This is a genomic window from Geothrix sp. PMB-07, assembly GCF_030758935.1.
In the GTDB taxonomy this organism is placed as follows: Bacteria; Acidobacteriota; Holophagae; order Holophagales; family Holophagaceae; genus Geothrix.
In genome coordinates, this window is sequence record NZ_CP132333.1 from 3,422,107 (window position 1) to 3,439,331 (window position 17,225).

Annotated in this window: 12 protein-coding genes; 3 read left to right on the plus strand and 9 right to left on the minus strand. The window is 63.7% G+C overall.

The features are described 5' to 3' along the window. Positions 1-31 precede the first annotated feature (31 nt). Positions 32-634, minus strand: a complete 603-nt coding sequence (locus tag Q9293_RS14890; protein WP_306247893.1) for a hypothetical protein — start codon at positions 632-634, stop codon at positions 32-34. Positions 635-887: 253 nt separating this feature from the next. Between Q9293_RS14890 and Q9293_RS14895 the strand changes: the two genes are divergently transcribed. Together Q9293_RS14895 and Q9293_RS14900 are read left to right on the plus strand one after the other, a co-directional pair. Further along, positions 888-2,249, plus strand: coding sequence for a pitrilysin family protein (locus Q9293_RS14895; protein WP_306247895.1), 1,362 nt, complete (start codon positions 888-890; stop codon positions 2,247-2,249). A 10-nt stretch (positions 2,250-2,259) separates the two neighbouring features. Next, positions 2,260-3,675 carry a pitrilysin family protein gene (locus Q9293_RS14900; protein WP_306247898.1) on the plus strand — a complete coding sequence of 472 codons (1,416 nt, stop codon included), beginning with the start codon at positions 2,260-2,262 and terminating at the stop codon, positions 3,673-3,675. Positions 3,676-3,732: 57 nt separating this feature from the next. Here the strand turns inward: Q9293_RS14900 and Q9293_RS14905 are convergent, their stop codons facing one another. From Q9293_RS14905 to Q9293_RS14915, 3 genes are all read right to left on the minus strand, one after another. Beyond that, positions 3,733-5,520, minus strand: coding sequence for a serine hydrolase (locus tag Q9293_RS14905; RefSeq protein WP_306247899.1), 1,788 nt, complete (start codon positions 5,518-5,520; stop codon positions 3,733-3,735). Between the two features lie 188 nt (positions 5,521-5,708). After that, positions 5,709-6,092: a VOC family protein gene (locus Q9293_RS14910; RefSeq protein WP_306247901.1), complete on the minus strand. Its 384-nt coding sequence runs from the start codon at positions 6,090-6,092 to the stop codon at positions 5,709-5,711. Positions 6,093-6,416: 324 nt separating this feature from the next. Continuing rightward, positions 6,417-8,492: a M13 family metallopeptidase gene (locus tag Q9293_RS14915; protein ID WP_306247903.1), complete on the minus strand. Its 2,076-nt coding sequence runs from the start codon at positions 8,490-8,492 to the stop codon at positions 6,417-6,419. A 331-nt stretch (positions 8,493-8,823) separates the two neighbouring features. Between Q9293_RS14915 and Q9293_RS14920 the strand changes: the two genes are divergently transcribed. Continuing rightward, complete coding sequence (locus tag Q9293_RS14920) at positions 8,824-9,690, plus strand: PIG-L deacetylase family protein (protein WP_306247905.1); 867 nt, start codon at positions 8,824-8,826, stop codon at positions 9,688-9,690. A gap of 100 nt (positions 9,691-9,790) precedes the next feature. Here the strand turns inward: Q9293_RS14920 and nagB are convergent, their stop codons facing one another. Genes nagB through Q9293_RS14945 form a run of 5 tightly spaced genes read right to left on the minus strand, consistent with a single transcriptional unit; the run spans position 9,791 to position 17,200 of the window. After that, a complete protein-coding gene (gene nagB / locus Q9293_RS14925; RefSeq protein WP_306247907.1) occupies positions 9,791-10,588 on the minus strand; it encodes a glucosamine-6-phosphate deaminase in 798 nt (265 codons plus the stop codon). A gap of 39 nt (positions 10,589-10,627) precedes the next feature. After that, entirely contained in the window at positions 10,628-12,412 is a 1,785-nt protein-coding gene (locus Q9293_RS14930; RefSeq protein ID WP_306247909.1) for an MFS transporter, read from the minus strand. 22 nt (positions 12,413-12,434) lie between these two features. After that, positions 12,435-13,316 (minus strand): ROK family protein, encoded by an 882-nt coding sequence (locus Q9293_RS14935; RefSeq protein WP_306247911.1) that lies wholly within the window; start codon positions 13,314-13,316, stop codon positions 12,435-12,437. A 7-nt stretch (positions 13,317-13,323) separates the two neighbouring features. Continuing rightward, entirely contained in the window at positions 13,324-14,589 is a 1,266-nt protein-coding gene (locus Q9293_RS14940) for an MFS transporter (RefSeq protein ID WP_306247913.1), read from the minus strand. 10 nt (positions 14,590-14,599) lie between these two features. Continuing rightward, entirely contained in the window at positions 14,600-17,200 is a 2,601-nt protein-coding gene (locus tag Q9293_RS14945; RefSeq protein ID WP_306247914.1) for a glycoside hydrolase family 2 TIM barrel-domain containing protein, read from the minus strand. Positions 17,201-17,225 lie beyond the last annotated feature (25 nt).

A 17,225-nucleotide genomic window follows, 5' to 3' on the forward strand; every position in this document is an offset into this window, starting at 1 on the left:
CCGGGCATTTGTCGTTCCAGACGCGCCTGCCTCAGGGCTTTGAAGTTGCATGGGGAGGAAGTCGTGGGGCCACGGACAGCCTGGATGGGCCGGGACCCGCCGCATGCGTTCCGGGGCTGGCGACGCGCATCCATCCCCATGCGAGGGCCCCGCCCAGCAGCACCCAGCCCACGGGCGAGCGCGCGGCGATGCGCACATCGGCCCAGGAGGGAAGCGCCGCGAAGAGCAGGTTCGCGGCGAGAAAAACAAACCCAAGCTCGGCCCACCCAAAGACGGGTTGGCTGCGCAGTCGCCAGAGCAGCAACAGGGCGGCAAGGGGCACCAGCAGCAACGGCGCCATGCCGACGAAGAAGGCGTTGTACCAACGCAGGTTCCTCAGGGCCACGGAACCCAGCACGAATCCATGGCCTTCCCGTCGAGGCAACACCGTGAAGCGCGCCGGATCACCATTGAGCAGCTTGCCCACCAGCCAATGGCAGGCCTCATGGCAGAGGGTGCCCGGCAGGGCCAGCAGGGCGCATAGCCAGAAGGAACGCCGCGCCCGGTTCAGCAGCCAGAGCATGATGGCCATGGCCAAGGGGTACAGCAGAGGCAGGGTTGCGCGACCCGCTCCCCACCGCCAGATCTGTGACACCGCCGCTCCGTGCATGGGGTCATTGGAGCATCCCGCGGATCCCGGATCCACTCCGGCCGCCATGTTGATCGAGAGTCGATGGGCATAAGGGTGGCTTCTGGCCTGAGAGCCCTTTGGGAAGACGCAGGTCGACCTTCCAGGGACCTAGCGGGGATTTGATCTGTCTCGATACCTCGCCCGGGATGCGACTATCGTGGAAACCACCCCAGCCTTTTCCGACGGGCCCAGCCCGTTTCTTTCTCAGGAGCCATGCATGCGCCTCAGGTCCTTGACCCCCTTCCTGGTGGGAGCCGCCCTCGTGGCTGGCCCTGATCCATCGGCCAAACGCCCGGTGTGGCGGGTGCCCGTGGAGGTGAAAACCCTCGCCAACGGCCTGACCGTGGTGGTTTCCGAGGACCACGCCATGCCCACGGTGGGGGTGAGCATGGTCTACCGCGTGGGCATGCGGCTGGAACCCAAGGGCCGCACAGGCTTCGCGCACCTCTTTGAGCACATGATGTTCGAGGGCACCCCCGTGGCGAAGAAGGGCGTGTTCGACCGCGTCATCCAGGGCGGTGGCGGCCTGAACAACGGCTCCACCCGCTATGACTTCACGAACTACATCGAGTCGGCGCCCGCTTCGGCCCTGGAGCCCATTCTTTGGCTGGAAGCCGACCGGCTCAAGGCCCTGGATTTTTCCCCCCAGAACCTCAAGAACCAGCAGGAAGTGGTGAAGGAGGAGATCCGCGTCAACGTGAAGAACCAGCCCTACGGCTCGTTCTGGCTGGACCTTCCCGCCGCGGCCTACGCGAAATGGGAAAACAACCACGACGGTTACGGGTCCTTCGAGGATCTGGACCGCGCCGACCTGAAGGACGTGCAAACCTTCCACAGCACCTACTACACCCCCAGCAATGCCGTGCTCGGCATCGCCGGAGACGTGAAGGCGGCGGAGGTCTTCGCGCTCGTTGAAAAACACTTCGGCCACATTCCCAGCGGGCCCAAACCCGCCCTGCCCGATCTCAAGGAGCCCCTGAACACCCAGGAAGTGCGTCTGGTGAAGACGGACCCCCTGGCCCGGGTGCCCGCCATCGTGATGGGCTGGAAGATGCCTGAGCGCGGCAGCAAGGATCATGCGGCCGCCGCCGTGCTGTCCGAGCTGCTGGTGGGCGGCGAAGCCTCCCGCGTCTACCTCGGGCTGGTGAAGGGCAAGGAGCTGCTGCTGAACGCCAGCGGCGGCCTCAACTCCGCCCTGGGCGGCCCCTGGGATTTCGACGGCCAGACCCTGTTCAGCCTCTTCGCCCTCTACAAGCCCAATGCGGACGCCGACAAGATCCTCGCTGCGGTGGACGAGATTATCGCCTCGGTCGGCAAACAGGGTGTCTCCGCCGCCGAGTTGGAGCGTACCAAAACCAAGATGCTGTCCGACTACTACTCCGAGGTGGAAATCCCCCTGTCGCGTGCGGATGTCCTCGCGAAGATGCAGGCCCTCTGGGGCAGCGCAGCCCAGATCAATGAGATCCCCAAGCTCATCGAAGGTGTGACGGCCGAAGACCTCAAACGCGTGGCCGCCACCTACCTGACCCGGCCCAACCGCACCGTCATCGACTACCACACCGCCCCGGCGAAGAACTGAGGAGATGGACATGAAGCTCACCCGCCACGCCCTGGTTCTGATGCTCGCCTCCTGCGGGCTCGGCCTCTTCGCCGGCCACGAGGAAGCGCCCCTGCCCAAGGACCTGCCGCCCTACGGCGCCGAACGCCCGATCCCGCCCCTGGCCATCACGCAGCGCACCCTGCCCAATGGGCTCACGGTCTGGCTCCTGAACCGCCCGGGTTTCCCCAAGGTCGCCGCCACCCTCGCCGTGCGCGGCGGCAACGCCCATGATGCCCCCACAGCCCAGGGCCTGAGCGGCCTCATGGCGGGCCTGCTGACGGAGGGCACCGCCCGGCGCAGCTCCAAACAGATCGCCGAGGAACTCCAAACCATCGGCGGCGACCTGGGCGGGTACGCGGGCCCCGACGCCGTCTTCATCCAAGCTTCGAGCCTGAGCCACGGGCTGCCCACCCTGCTTGATCTCCTGGCGGACGTGGCCCGGCACCCCGCCTTCCCCGCCAACGAGGTGGAGCTCGCCAAGGCGAACACCCTGCAGGGCCTGCAGGCCCAGGAAGCCAGCCCCGCCTTCAAGGCCGGCAAGGCCTTCAACGCGGCCATCTTCGGCGACCATCCCTATGCCTTCTTCTCCGTCAGCCCCGAGGTGCTGAAGGCCGCCACGCCCGAAACCCTGCGCGCCCTCCACCAGGGCCGGTTCCAGCCCAGCCAGGCCGCGCTCGTCATCAGCGGCGACCTGCAGGTGGACAGCACCCTCAAGCTGATCACCGCCGCCTTCGGCGACTGGAAGGATGCCGGGGCCGCACTCAAGCCCCTGCCCCAGGCACCCGCCACTTCAGCCCACCAATTCCAGCTGCTGCCCCGGCCCGGTTCGGTGCAGTCCACCCTGCGCGTGGGGCGCCCCGCCGTGCCGGTCACCCACCCGGACTACATCCCGCTGCAGCTGGCCAACGTGATCCTGGGCGGTTCCTTCGACAGCCGCATCACCAAGAACATCCGAGAGGACAAGGGCTACACCTACTCGCCCGGCGCCCGCGCCGCAGGCATGCAGGCGGGCGGAAGCTACACCGTGCGCGCCGATGTGCGCACCGAGGTGACCGCGGCCAGCCTGATGGAGATCTTCTACGAGATGGACCGCATGGGCACCACCACCGTCGGGGAAGATGAGCTGCTGCGCGCCAAGCGCTACATGGGCGGCACCACCCTCTTCCAGAACCAGATGCTCCGGGCCCTCACGGGCACCCTGGCCCTCTACTGGGTGAACGGCCAGAAACCCGAAGCCCTCTCCGAGTTCATCCCCAAGGTGAACGCGGTCTCCGCGGCGGAAGTGCGCCGCATCGGCCGCGCCTACTTCGCCTCCAAGGACCAGTCCGTGGTGGTGGTGGGGGATGAGGCGAAGGCCAAGGCTGAGCTCGAACACTTCGGCCCGGTACAAATCCTGAAGAACTGAGCCGCCATTCACTTGCCTAAAGGGGCCGCCCGTGGGCGGCCCCTTTCATGTTCAACCCTACTTGCGGGTGAGCAGGCTTTCCCCGCTGGGGTCGATCTGTTTGAGGGAGGTCACCTGGCCGTTCACCAGCACGAACTCAAAGATGAGATCAGAAAATTCAGGACTGCGGAATTTCAGACCGCGGTAGGGCAGGAGCTTCGTCTGAGGCTGCCCTGGGGCGACGATCGCCAAGCCGGCCCCCTCTTTGAATTGAACCTGCACCTTGTAGCCCGTGGCGGTCTCGTAAGTACCCACCAGCTTTCCGGCCATGGCCGGATCCAGGGCCGGGGCCCGGCGCACAAAGGTGGCTTCGGATTCATCCAGGCTCATGACAGCCCTGTCCACGTCGCCCTGGGGGCTGGTCTGGAAATTCACGGACCACTTGCCGTCTTCCTCGTCATCGGCCGTGTCGAACCGATCGTAATGGAAGTGGCTCAGCGCGAATTTCATCTTGTGGAAGTCGAACTGCAACTGGTCGCCCACCTTGCCGATGGTGAGAATCCCGTAGGCGGGATGCTCGAATTCACCGGTGAAATCATCCAATGGGTGGGAGGGATGGGTACCCTTCACCTGATCCGCGCCGGCCTTGGCACGGGAAGCGGTGCCCTCCTTCTTGCCCTTGAGACGGATGTCCAGCATGCGGGCCGGCCAGGGCGTTTGATCGAGGCCCAGCAAGAATTCGTACACGTTGTAGGAGATCGGGTTGTAGAGCATCGCATCGTGGTTGCCGAGCACGAACACGATGACGCCCAGCTTCTCCTTGGGCATGAAGGACACCTGGGAATGGAAGCCTGGCAGATCGCCCCCATGGAAGGTCAGCAGGTGGCCACAGTAGGTGGCCATCTCCCGCGCCATGCCATAGGCGGGATTCAGCACTTCCCACCAGCCGCGGGATTCGGGATTGGGATTGCTGAGGCCGATGGCGGGCTCCAGGGTCGCCTTCAGCACCGCCGATGGCAGCACCTGCTGGCCCTTGTACTTTCCGTCATTCATGAGCGCCGCCAGCCAGTGCGACATGTCCTCCAGGCTGGAGATGATGGCACCGCAGGGCGCCATGCCGGCCGTATCCTCGTAGTAGGGCGCCTGGTACAGCTCGAAGCTGTCGCGCTTCTCTGTGAAGCCCACGCCGAAATCGGGCTGCTTCACCATGTCCGCCACGCTGTAGAGGCTCTGGTTCATCTCCAGCGGCTGGAAGATGCGCTGGCGGACGAACTCCTCCCAGGTCTTGCCCGACTTGAGCTCGATGACCTGCCCCACCGCCGCGTACATCATGTTGTTGTAGAGGAAGAGCTGGCGCATGGGCTCCTTGGGTTCCATGTACTGGAGCTTCTGGAACAGCAATGCGCGGGAATCTGGAGACTTGTACCAGATCGTGTCGTGGCGGGTGATGCCCGTGCGGTGGGCCAGCATGTCGCGCAGGGTCACCCGCGCGTTGAGGTTCTCGTCGTAGAAGCGGATGGACGGCACCGATTCCTTGATGGGCTGGTCCCAGCTGAGCTTGCCCTCCTCCACCAGCATGCCCGCCGACACCGCCGTGAACAGTTTGGAGTTCGACGCGATCTGGAAGAGGGTCTTCGAGGTGAAGGGCAGCTTCTTGCCGTAGTCCCGGTAGCCATAGCCCTTGGCGAAGACCAGCTGATCGCCCGACACCACGGCGATGCCGATGCCCGGGCTGTTGAAATCCTTCATGACCTTGGCCATGTAGGCATCCAGCGGTTTCAGCCGCGCAGCCACTTCGGGCGCGGACGTTTGGGCCATGGCCACGGCAGCCACGGCAGAGAGAAAGAGGCGGGGAAGCCACCGCATGGGCACACTCCTTTTTGGGATCGACCTCCACACGGTCACAGGTCCCTCTCCATAGGGGAAGCAAATACCGCGAGGTGGCCTCTTCCACCCAATCACACCAAAGCCTCCACGCCACCTTCATGGACCGGGTGGCTCAGCGGTGGACTTCCGTCGGTGATAGATGGACTGAAAGCGCCGGCCCCCTGATGTCACATGGACTGAATCAGTGCAAAAAAGTTGCCCTGGGGGTCCTTGCATAGGATGTGCAGGCCAAAACCGGGGATGGCCTGTCTTTCCGTAACCAGCGCTCCCCCCTCCTGCAGCACTTTGGCACAGGTTTCATCCAGCGATTCAACTTGGATGGTGACAGAGACGCGGGGAGCGCCTGACTTCGATTGGACGATGCCCCCGGTGATTCCCTCTTTGGCGTTTCCCGCGGCCTTGATCTGCCAATACCGGACAGGATCCGGCAATTTCTGGATGGACCACCCGAAGACCTGAGCATAGAACCTTCCGGCTTGTTCCGGATCCGGCACAGTGAACTCGAAATGGACCACATGAGGCAGAGAAGGGGAGGCGGGTTTCTGGGTCATGGGATAGGAGGCTCCTTCCTCGGGGACGACCCCTTTGCTGCCACGGGGAGGTTTGGAGGTGGCGTCGGGCCCGTTTTGGGCCTGGGATGGGCAAACAGGAAAAGCGACCAGGCCAAGCGCAAGTAGAATCGCGTGCATTCGTCTCATGTCGGCTCCGGAAGATGCATCATAAAAGCGGCCCCGGCATTCTTGAGCCGTTCCGCCAAACCGATGCCCTTCATCGGCGATTGGTTGTCCTGTGGCGCTGATCCGCGCCAGGTGGACAGGCCCGCCGTCAAAAAGGGCCGCCCTAAGGCGGCCCTTTCCCAATGAATCCGTGCAGGATTACCAGACCTTGATGCGGTCTTCCGGCGCCAGATAGAGGCCCTGACCCGGCTTCACGCTGAAGGCCGGGTACCAGCCATCCAGGTTACGCACCACGTTGGGGCGGAGGTGGCCAGGGGTGTGCTCGTTGGTGACCAGCTGCTGGAGCAGGGACTCATCCCGGTACTTCTGGCGCCACACCTGGGCGAAGCCCAGGAAGAAGCGCTGGTCGCCTGTGAAGCCGCCCAGAACCTTGGCCGGCTTGCCCTGCAGCGACTTGTGGTAGGCATCGTAGGCCACGTTGGCACCGGCCAAATCGGCCATGTTCTCGCCGAGGGTCAGCTCGCCGTTCACGTGGGTGCCCGGCAGCGGCTCATAGGCCGCGTACTGCTTGACCACCTTGTCCGTGAGGGCTGTGAAACGCTTCACATCTTCGGCGGTCCACCAGTCGGAGAGTTTGCCCTCCTTGTCGAACTTGCGGCCCTGATCGTCGAAGTGGTGGCTGATCTCATGGCCAATGACCACGCCGATGGCGCCGTAGTTCACTGCCGGATCAGCGTGCGCATCGAAGAAGGGCGGCTGCAGGATGGCCGCAGGGAACACGATCTCGTTCCAGAGCGGATTGGCATAGGCGTTCACCGTCATGGGCGTCATGCCCCATTCCGAGCGGTCGATGGGCTTGCCGATCTTGTCCAGCGACCGCTGGTACTCGAACGCGGCCGCACGCATGGCGTTACCCAGCGCATCACCGCGGCGGATCTCCAGCTTCGAGTAGTCCCGCCAGTGGCTGGGATAGCCGATCTTCGGCGTGAACTTGGCCAGCTTGGCGCGGGCTTCGATCTTGGTCTTGGGGTCCATCCAGGTCAGGTTGGACAGGCGCACATCCATGGCGGCAATGATGTTCTTCACGAGCAGATCCATCTGGCGCTTGGCTTCGGGCGGGAAATACTTCGCCACGTACAGCTTCCCTACCGCTTCGCCCAGGGCAGAGGTGGCAGCATCCACGCCGCGCTTCCAGCGCGGCTGGTTCTCGGGCTGGCCCGACAGAACCGTGCCGTAGAAGGCAAAGTTCTCATCCACGAAGGCCTTGGGCAGGCAGGTGGCCGCGCGGCTGAGGGTGTGGAAGCGGAGGTAGTCCTTCCAGGTATCGAGGGGCAGGCTGGTCAGCAGGGCGCCCGTACCCTTGATGGCGCTGGGATGGGAGATGATCAGTTCTTTCTGATCCTGAACCCCGGCGGCACTCAGTAGCGCCACCCAATCCACGCCCGGGAAGGCAGCGGCCAGATCCGCTGCCTTGTAGGGATTGTAGAGTTTCTCGATCTGACGCTCTTCCACCTTCGACCAGTGCACTTCCGCCAGTTTCGTCTCCAGCGCAAAGATGCCCTGGGCGCGGGCCTCAGGGTTGTCGATGCCCGCCAGTTTCAGCATGGCCGCGATGTGGGCCACGTACTTGCCGCGGATGTCGGCGAACTTCGGGTTCTTCGCATCCAGGTAGTAGTCGCGGTCAGGCAGACCAAGGCCACCCTGCCCCACGTAGACCGCGTAGACATCGGGGTTTTTCAAATCCTGCTCGGGCCCCACGCCCACGGGCGTGGACACGCCCAGGCGCGCCGCCATGCCAAAGGCCTTGGCCAGCTGGGTGGTGTTGCTGATGGAGGAAATGCCATCAAGATGGGGCCGAATAGGCGCCAAGCCCTTCGCTTCGATGGTGGCCTCGTCCAGGAAGCTGGCGTAGAAATCGCCCACCTTCTGGGCCTCGGAGCCGGGCTTTGCGCCCTTCTGCGCCGCAGCGGCCTCCACGATGACCCGGGTCCGGTCCTGGCTCAGATCGCGGAGCTTGGTAAACATGCCGTAATTGGAGCGGTCCGCCGGAATGACCAGGTTCTTCAGGTAGGTCCCGCTGGCGAACCGGCCGAAATCATCGCCGGGAGCGACCGTGCGATCCATGCCCGCCACATCGAAGCCGAAAGTGCCGTACTGGGGCTTGGCTGCTTTCGCCGCACTGGCGCCTGTCTTTGCAGCGCCCTGGGCGCTCAGGGGCGAGGCCAGAGCCAGCAACCCAAGGGCGGCTCCCGTCAAAAGGCTGGAGGTTTTCATGGTTTCTCCAAAAAGGTGAGACTACTCGCTTCTGAATAAACCCAGGCAATGGATTTGATCACAGTGCTGTCAGTTTTGCCCGCCCGCGATTCTGCTCCAAGCTCCTTGCGGTCGCCGGTAGCCCAAGCCGGCCACTCCTCCGGGTCGGCGGTGCGTGGAGGACAGGCAAAGATGCCATGCCCGGAGTGGGCCCATTTTACGGCCCACGAAAATCACGTTCGAGATGGCGGATCCCTCGATCCTCTTTCATGGAAGGGTGATAAAATTCGGGGTGGATTTCAGTGGCTTTCCGTCGACCAAAACAGCCACTCCAACATGAGGAGCAACTCCCGTGGGTCAGCCTTATCGCTCTTATGTCAATGGCATTGCGCGCCTCATGGAAGAGGCCCGTACGGCGCCCCTGGGAGACCTTCCTCCTGCTCCGGCGCCCGCCCTTCCGAGCGATGCGCCCCGGGTTCTCGTGTTCTCCCCGCATCCCGACGATGAATCCATCATCGGTGCCCTGCCCTTGCGCCTGCGTCGAGAGCTCAAATACAACGTGCAGGTGGTGGCCGTCACCCAGGGCAGCCGCGCGGATCGCCAGAGCGCGCGCTTCAAGGAAATGACCGGCGCCTGCCAGTTCCTGAGCTGGGGTCTCATCCAGACCAGCCCTACCGGACTGCTGAACATCAACCCCAAGGGCCGCGAGGGCAACCCCACCGAATGGGCCGCTGCCGTGAGCGTCATCGCCAAGATCATCTCCGAGCAGCGCCCCTCGATCATCTTCTTCCCCCACGATCAGGACTGGAACAGCACGCACATCGGCACCCATCTCCTGGTGACCGATGCCCTCAAGACTTTCGGCCCCGACTACAAGTGCATGATCGTGGAAACCGAGTTCTGGCGCGCCATGACCGCGCCCAATGTGATGGTGCAGTCCACCCCCGACGAGGTGGCCGATCTGGTGGCAGCCATTTCCTTCCACAAGGGGGAAGTCGCAAGGAACCCCTACCACCTCACGTTGCCCGGCTGGATGTCCGACAATGTCCGCCGCGGCGGTGAGATTGTCGGTGGCCAGGGCGGCACCGCCCCCACCTTCCCCTACGCCACCCTCTACCGCATCCGCGACTGGGCCAATGGCGGGTTCGTGGATTCCGGCCGCACGGGCCAGATCATCACGACGGATGGGGATCTCGCGGGCACGTTCAAGGTTTCCTAGCAGCAACTGATTTTCAAAGAGGCACCCATCCTTCTGAATGGGTGCCTCTTTTTGTGAAACGGTGGTTCGACAAGTTTTGCCAGGCTGAGCGCCCGATACCTCAGCGCAGGTACTGGAATTCCGCCCACTCCGGTTCGTTGGCGAAGACCCAGCGGTGATAGTCAATCTCCTTCAGCTCCGATGCGGCTTCCTCATCGACGATCACCTGGCAGCGGGGATGCAGCTGCAGCGCGGTGGCCGTGACCATGGCGGTGATGGGACCTTCCACTGCCTTGGCCAGGATGGAGGCCTTGGACTTGCCCGTCACCAGCATGAGGCAGCGGCGGGAATCCAGAATGGTGCCCACCCCCATGGTGATGGCGCGGCGGGGGACGTTGGCCGGATCGCCACCGAACATGGGAGCGTTCTGCTCCAGGGTGGCGGGCGTGAGCGCCTTCTCTCTCGTGCGGGAGCGCAGAGAAGAAGAGGGTTCATTGAAACCGATGTGCCCATCGCTGCCGATGCCCACCAGCTGCAGATCGATGCCGCCCGCCTGGGCAATGGCACCCTCGTAGCGAATGCACTCGGCGGCCAGGTCGGTGGCCATGCCATCCGGCAGGTGGGTGTTGGCCTTGGTGATGTTCACCTGGTTGAACAGCAGTTCGTTCATGTAGTGGCGGTACGAGCAGGGATGGTCGGCCGGAATGCCGATGTATTCATCGAGGTTGAAGGTGGAGCACTGTGAGAAATCCAGCCCCGCCTGCCGGTGGAGATCCACCAGCAGGCTGTAGACCGGTTCCATGGTGCGGCCCGTGGCGAGCCCCAGTACCAGCTTGGGATGGGCTTTCATCTCCTTGGCGAAGATCTGTGCCACGAGATGGGCGGCCTTTTGCTGGGTGGGGAGAATGATGACTTCCATGAGGGTTCCTTAGGAGATGGATGCCAGGCAGGGCCGAGGCTACTTCTTGCCGACGAAATGGGCTTCGATTTCTTCCAGCGTCTTGCCCTTGGTTTCCGGCAGGAAGAAGAAAGCCGTGATGAAGTAGACGACTGTGCAGCCTGCGAACAGGAAGAACATGGTGCCGTAACCGTACTTGCCCACCGTGGGCAGGAACACGGCGGCGATGGTGGTGGAGACCGCCTGGTTGATGAGCAGGGCCACACTCATGCCGTTGGATCGGATGCGGGTGGGCATGAGCTCCGAAAGCGCCAGCCACACGCAGACGCCGGGGCCCATGGCGAAGAAGGCGATGAAGGCGAAGGTGCAGATGGCGATCACCCAGCCATTGGCGGCGCTGGGCACCGGCGTGATGAGGGCGGCCTCCACCTTGAGGGGCGCCGTCCGGGCCGCATCCGCATCTCCCGCCGGGTTCGTCAGCTTGGCGGCCAGGGCGCTCGCCTTGTCCTTGGGCACACAGGAATCGCGGGTGATGGCGATCTCATTGAGCGTGTCCGTGGAGCGCACCACCTTGGTGGACGCGCGGAAATCGCCGTAGCTGTAGATCACGATCATGGTGGTGGGCGCACCCTGGATGGCTCGGCCCTTCTCGCCCGCGGTGGACAGCAGCTGGTCCGCGGCGGCGGGATCAAATTTCAGCTTTACGCTCTGCTCGGCATCCACCCGGGACTGCACGGCGGCGGACACATCCACGCGGTGCTGCTCCGTGCGACGGAAGATGAAGCCCGTCACCAGGAGCGAGGCGATGATGCCGGCACTGCCCACAGACAGCAGGAACTTGCGCCCCTTCTTATCCACGAGCGCGACGGCCACCATGGTCATCAGGAAGTTCACCAGGGTGAAGATCACGTAGCCGAGGTGCGCGGAGTTGTCGCCCAGACCAGCCTGGATGAGGATGGTGGCGTTGTAGCCGATGATCGAGTTCACGCCCGTGGCCTGATTGCAGGCCAGGATGACGCAGGCCAGCAGGAAGGGGATGACGTACTTTCGGCTGAGCAGGCTGTCCTTGACCTTCTCGCCCAGGGTCTTCTCGGGAGCCGCCTCGGCCATCTCCTTCAGCTCGAGTTCCGCTTCGGCCTCGGAGCGGGTCCTGAGCAGGGCGGCGCGGGCCTCATCGACCAGGCCCTTCTTGTAAAGCCAACGCGGACTCTCGCTCACGAAGAAGGCGCCCACCACGAAGAGCAGCCCGGGCAGGATGCTCACCCAGAAGATGCTGCGCCAGGCGAAATCCTTGAAGGCAAAGAGGGCCCGGGCGTCGCCGGCCACGTCGAGGGCATGGACCTTGAAGCTGAAGCCGTAGGCGATGAGCGCGGCGGCGAAGATGCCCAGGGTCAGCAGCCACTGGAAGACGCCCGTGCCCTTCCCCCGGTTGGAGGCATCGAGGCTCTCCGCGAGATACAGAGGCACCGCCACCCCCACCAGGCCCGCGCTCACACCCTGCAGCAGACGGCCCAGCACCAGCGGACCGAAGCCATGCGCCAGGGCGATCATGGGGATGCTGGCCACGAAGGTGATGCCACTGACGATCATCAGCTTCTTGCGGCCCATGAGATCCGCCAAAGCACCTGCAAAAAGCGTGGAGATGACGCTGCCCAGCAGCACCGCTGCCACGATGATGGAGAGCTGGTTGCTGGTGAGGCCGGAGGTGGCCTCCAGGTAGGGCAGCGCACCGGCGATGATGCCCACATCGATGCCGTAGAGGAGCCCCCCGAGGCCCGCGATGAAAAGCAGGTAACGGAGGTTCCGGAGCAGGGCCGGAGAGGTGTCAGGGGCGGATGGGGTCATGGGGTCACCTCGGTTGGACTAATTATAATGATGCATCAATATTAACCCTGGCGGTGGCCAAGGCATCCAAACATAGGGCGGCGGCGCCCAGAACAGCGATCTGAGGTTCCTCACTCACCTCGATGGCCAGGCGTTTCAGAGACTGTTGGAAGATGAACCCCTTGAGCTCCTCCAGCATGGCCTCCCGGTAGAAACCATAAGCCTTGGACACTGAGCCACCCAGGATGATGCGGTCGGGGTCGAAGGCGTAGAGGGCGAGGGCGATGACTTTGCCGAAATCCCGGCCAAAGGTTCGGAAGGCCTTCAAGGCTTCCTCATCGCCGCGCAGGGCGCAGGCGTGCAGATCGCCGCCATTCTTTCCGAACTCGCGCTGGAAGCGCTGCCCGCAGACGTAGTACTCGTAGGTATGGTCCCGAAAGGGGATGTTGCCGATTTCCCCGGCGCCGCAGTTGACGCCGGAATAGAGGCGGCCATTGAGGATGAGCCCCGCTCCCAGGCCCGTGCCCACCACGAGGCCCAGCATGCCCTTGGCGCCGCGGCCCTTGCCGAAGTGGTACTCACCCAGGGCGAAGCAGTTCGCGTCATTGTTCACATGGACCGGCACCCGGAAATGATCCTCCAGAGCCCGTTTCAGATGAACTTCCTTCCAGGAGGCGATGTTCTCCACGTTATAGACGATGCCCTGTTCCACATCCACCACGCTGGGCACGCCAATGCCGATGCCCGAGGTGGCGGAGTTGAACACGGAGCTGATGGTGGCGATGAGATCATCCACCACCACCTGCGCTTCGGCGCTGGCCGGGGTGCGACGGGAGGCCAGGTCCACGAGGTTCTGGTTCTCCACGCGGCCCGCCCGCATGTGAGTGCCGCCCAGATCCACGCCGATGAGGTTCTTCGTATCCATGGTTTCCTCAGGCCTGCCCAGCCTGGGGCTCGCTCTTCCCCAGCGTGGCGTTCGAGATGATGGGATTGGCCCAGAAGCCGATCAGGAGCAGGTAGGCGAAGGTGCCAAGAACGGCCAGCAGCCCGTAGCGCAGCCCCATGGGACCGGCGTGATCCGCGATCACGCCCACGAGGGGGGGCAGGATGGCACCGCCGAGGATGCCCGTGCAGAGGATGCCCGCGAAGGTGCCATGGTGCTTGTCCACCGAGTTGAGCGCCAGGGCGAACACCAGCGGCCAGCCCACGGAACACCAGAAGCCCATCATGGGCAGGGCTACCAGCGCCGTGGTGCGATTGCCGAAGAGCGCCGCCAGCAGGGTGAGGATGCCGCCCGCCATGAAGACCACCAGGATCTTCTTGGCATCGAAGAGTTTCAGCAACACTAGGCCCACGGCACAGCCCAGTGTCATGGCGCCCCAGAAGCCCGACACCGCCACGCGATTGGCCAGATCCGGGTCCACCTGATGGCAGTTCATGAGGAAGGGCTTGATCTTCGTGGCGATGCCCTGTTCGGTGCCCACGTAGCAGACGATGCCCACGAAATAGGCCCACACTGTCTTGCTTTTCAGAAGGTGCAGAATGGTGGAGAAAGAACCCACCTTTTCATCTTCGGCCAAGGCCACCTTCGGCAGGCGGACCAGGGCGATCACCACCAACATGGTGCCGAGGATCGCGGCGAACACCCAATAGAGGGCTACCCACGACATGTTCCCCGGCACCAACCTGGTCAGGGCACCGATGAGCCCCCCCTTCTTCCCCTCATGGATGCCACTGACCAGGTACACGTAAAGATGAGGGCTCACCGTCGAGCCCAGCGCAAAGATCATCTGGGACAGGTTGCCGAAGAAGGCGTAGTGTTCTTCTCCCCCGGAAACCCGCAGCAGCGGGTTGATGACCACCTGCAGCATGGCGAAGCCCACGCCGATGACAAACAGCGCGGGAATGGCCACCGCAAAGGAGGGCCGGGCCGCAAAAGCCAGCGCGCCCGCCGCCGAAAAGGCGAAGGCCACCAGCAGCACGGCCTTGGCCGAAAACTTTTCGACGAGGATGCCCGCTGGAATGGACATCACGGCGTAGGCGATAAAGAGGGCCGAGGCCAGGTAGCCCACCTGGGCCTCCGTGAGCCGGAAGGAGGCCTGCACATCCGTGCCCATGGGATCGAGAATGTTCGTCACGAAGGAAATCACGACGAAGATCAGCATGATCAGGCCGACCTTGAAGAGGCTTCGGTGCATGTCTGGCTCCTCAGTCCTGCGCGGGGATGTTCCAACCCGCGAGACGGACGCGCGGCGTCTGGCCCCTCAGGTCGGCGGGATCGAAGCGCACGCGCACGGTCCTCGATTCATGGGGCGGGATGGACAGGTAGTTGTCATCCCAGAGCGCCGAACGGACCTCGCCCTTGCCAGGCCCCTGGACCAGGCCCAGCTCCAAGAAGAAGGCCAGGTGATCGCTGGCGTTGGTCAGCGTGATGGTGCCGATGCCTTTCTGGAATTGGGAGGCCACCTTCACCTGGGCCTGGGGCAGGGTGCTCAGGCCCTTGAAGTCGGCGAAGGCGGTGTTCGGCGTCATGAACCAGGTGGCGTGGGCATCGTCCAGGGTGTCCGGTGAGGTGGACAGCCAGTAGAAGTTGTCCGCCACGGGCGCGCCGTTCTCTGAAAGCTGCAGGTCAAGGAAGTAGAGAGGCGACCCTGCATCCACTGCCTTGAGGTCCAGCACCTGCGCCGAGGCCCCAGGTTCGCAGGCGACCGCTACCTCCTTCTCGAAGACCTTTGCCGAGGTGGCATTGAACATCCGCGCCTTCACCTTGAGGCCCGCGATGGGTGTGCGGGTGTCATTCACCACGTGCACCGTTTTCGCGGCGCGGTTGTAGACGACGTTGCGCGGCTGGCAGCCCTTGAGGGCACCGAAGTAGGCGCCGTTGGGCGTCAGGTAGTAGTCGTAGAGCTGCCAGTAGAGCTTGGGCCAGGAGGCGTTCAACATCCACTGCACCACGCCGGTGGCCTTGGGCTGGTTGACACCGAAGGCCTCGAACATGGCGCGCATGCCTTCGTAGTTGGCGGCCTGGGCCTTGAAGGCGAATTCCTCCACCGAGGCGGCCTCGCCATAGCGGTGGCTGTAGGCGTTCAGATAGCGGTCCAGCGTGTTGAACTCGTGGCGCCCGCAGTGGAACTCCCAGGTCTTGTTCAGGGGCCACAGGTCCTTGGCCGGGATCATCTGCTTGAGTGAGGCGAGCGGCGGAATCTGCGGGCCTGGGCCCGTTTCGGTGTTGAAGCCATAGGCGCCACCGCGGGTGGTGTCCTCGAACCAGTAGTTGGGGGTCACGTAGTCGTAGGGCCCCAGCATCTTCACGCCGGTGGGTCCACTGAGGGCGCTGGTCCAGCTCTTGGTGGCGGCCAGGTAGGGCCGCGCCGGATCCAGTTCCTTCAGATCTGCGGCGTACTGTTTCTCGGCCTCGGGCCAGGGCAGTTTGTCACTGCCCAGCACCCACACCAGAATGCTGGGATGGTTGCGGAGCCAGCGCACCTGATCCCGCAGGTAGCTGGCGATGAGGCGGATTTCGTCAGGGGTTTTGGCAGCACCGAAGGTTTCGTCCTCCTGGGGTTTGCCCAGGTACTCGATCCACTCCCACTGGCAGCTCACGCCCACCATCACCAGCAGGCCCATGCGGTCCGCCAGGTTGTAGAGCTTCTGGCTGCTGCCCCAGAAGCCTTCGAGGCGCACCGTGTTGAGGTTCATGTGCTTGATGTGGCGGAACTGGGCTTCCAGGTTCTTCTCGTCTTCCCGCAGGAAGAGGTCGTCCACCCAACCACCGCCGCGGATGAGCACTTTGCGGCCATTGACGATGAAGCCCCGGTGGCCCTGCTCGTTCAGATAAGTGCCCACCTGGCGGATGCCGAAGCGTGTGCTGAAGGCGTCACTGCTGCTCTGGCTGGCCCCCTGCCCTGTCCGGACGGCGAGGTTCAACGTGTAGAGCTCGGGCTGCCCCAGGTTCACGGGCCACCACAAGCGCGGGTTCTGGATGCGAAGAACGGGCTGCGTTTCCGGCGAGAAGGTGAGGGCCTTCCTTTCCTTGGGCCCCAAGCTGTAGGACACCTTGAAATGGATGGCGCCGATGTCTCCAGTGATGTCGCCGGAAACCGTTCGGGCTTCATGGTTCACCAGGTCGGAGGTGATGGTGAGGCGGGATTCCTTCAGGGTGGCGAGATCCACCTCGCTGCGGACATAGACGTTCTCGAGAGAAACAGCGCCCGAGCGGCGGAGCTTCACCTCGCGGAAGAGGCCCATGTTGCGATCCTGGGGTTCAGGATTCCAATCCACGAAGCCCATGAAGAAATCGCCCTTCTCCGGCGGATGCACCTGGATGGCCAGAGCGTTCGCGCCTTCCTTGAGGTGGGCGGTGATGTCGAGATCAAAGGTGCGAAAGGTTCCGTAGACCGCATCCCTGCCCGCGATCTGCTGACCATTGAGCCAGACATCGGCGCGGTAGTTGACGCCATCCAGAAGCAGCCTCGTGTGCAACCGTTTCTGGGCCGCCGCCACCATGAACTCGGTGCGGTACCACCAAGCCTCCTGGAAAGGCAATGCAGAGATGGCCTCCAGGTTCTTCCCCATGTAGGGATCCCGGTACACGCCCGCATCCACCAGCGCACCCATGACCGTGGCGGGAACCCTGGCCTTGATCCAACCGGCGGGCTTGAAACCCGCGACGGAAAGCCCCGTGGCCGGGCCAGCCTTGGAGGCGGCCTGGATGGACCAACCTCCACTCAGCACCGACGTCCCGGTGTCAGGGACGCCGCCGAACAGCAGCGTCCCGAACAGCCACAGGGCCAACCATCGCTTGAACATCCTGTCTCCTTGCTTTCGACAGCGT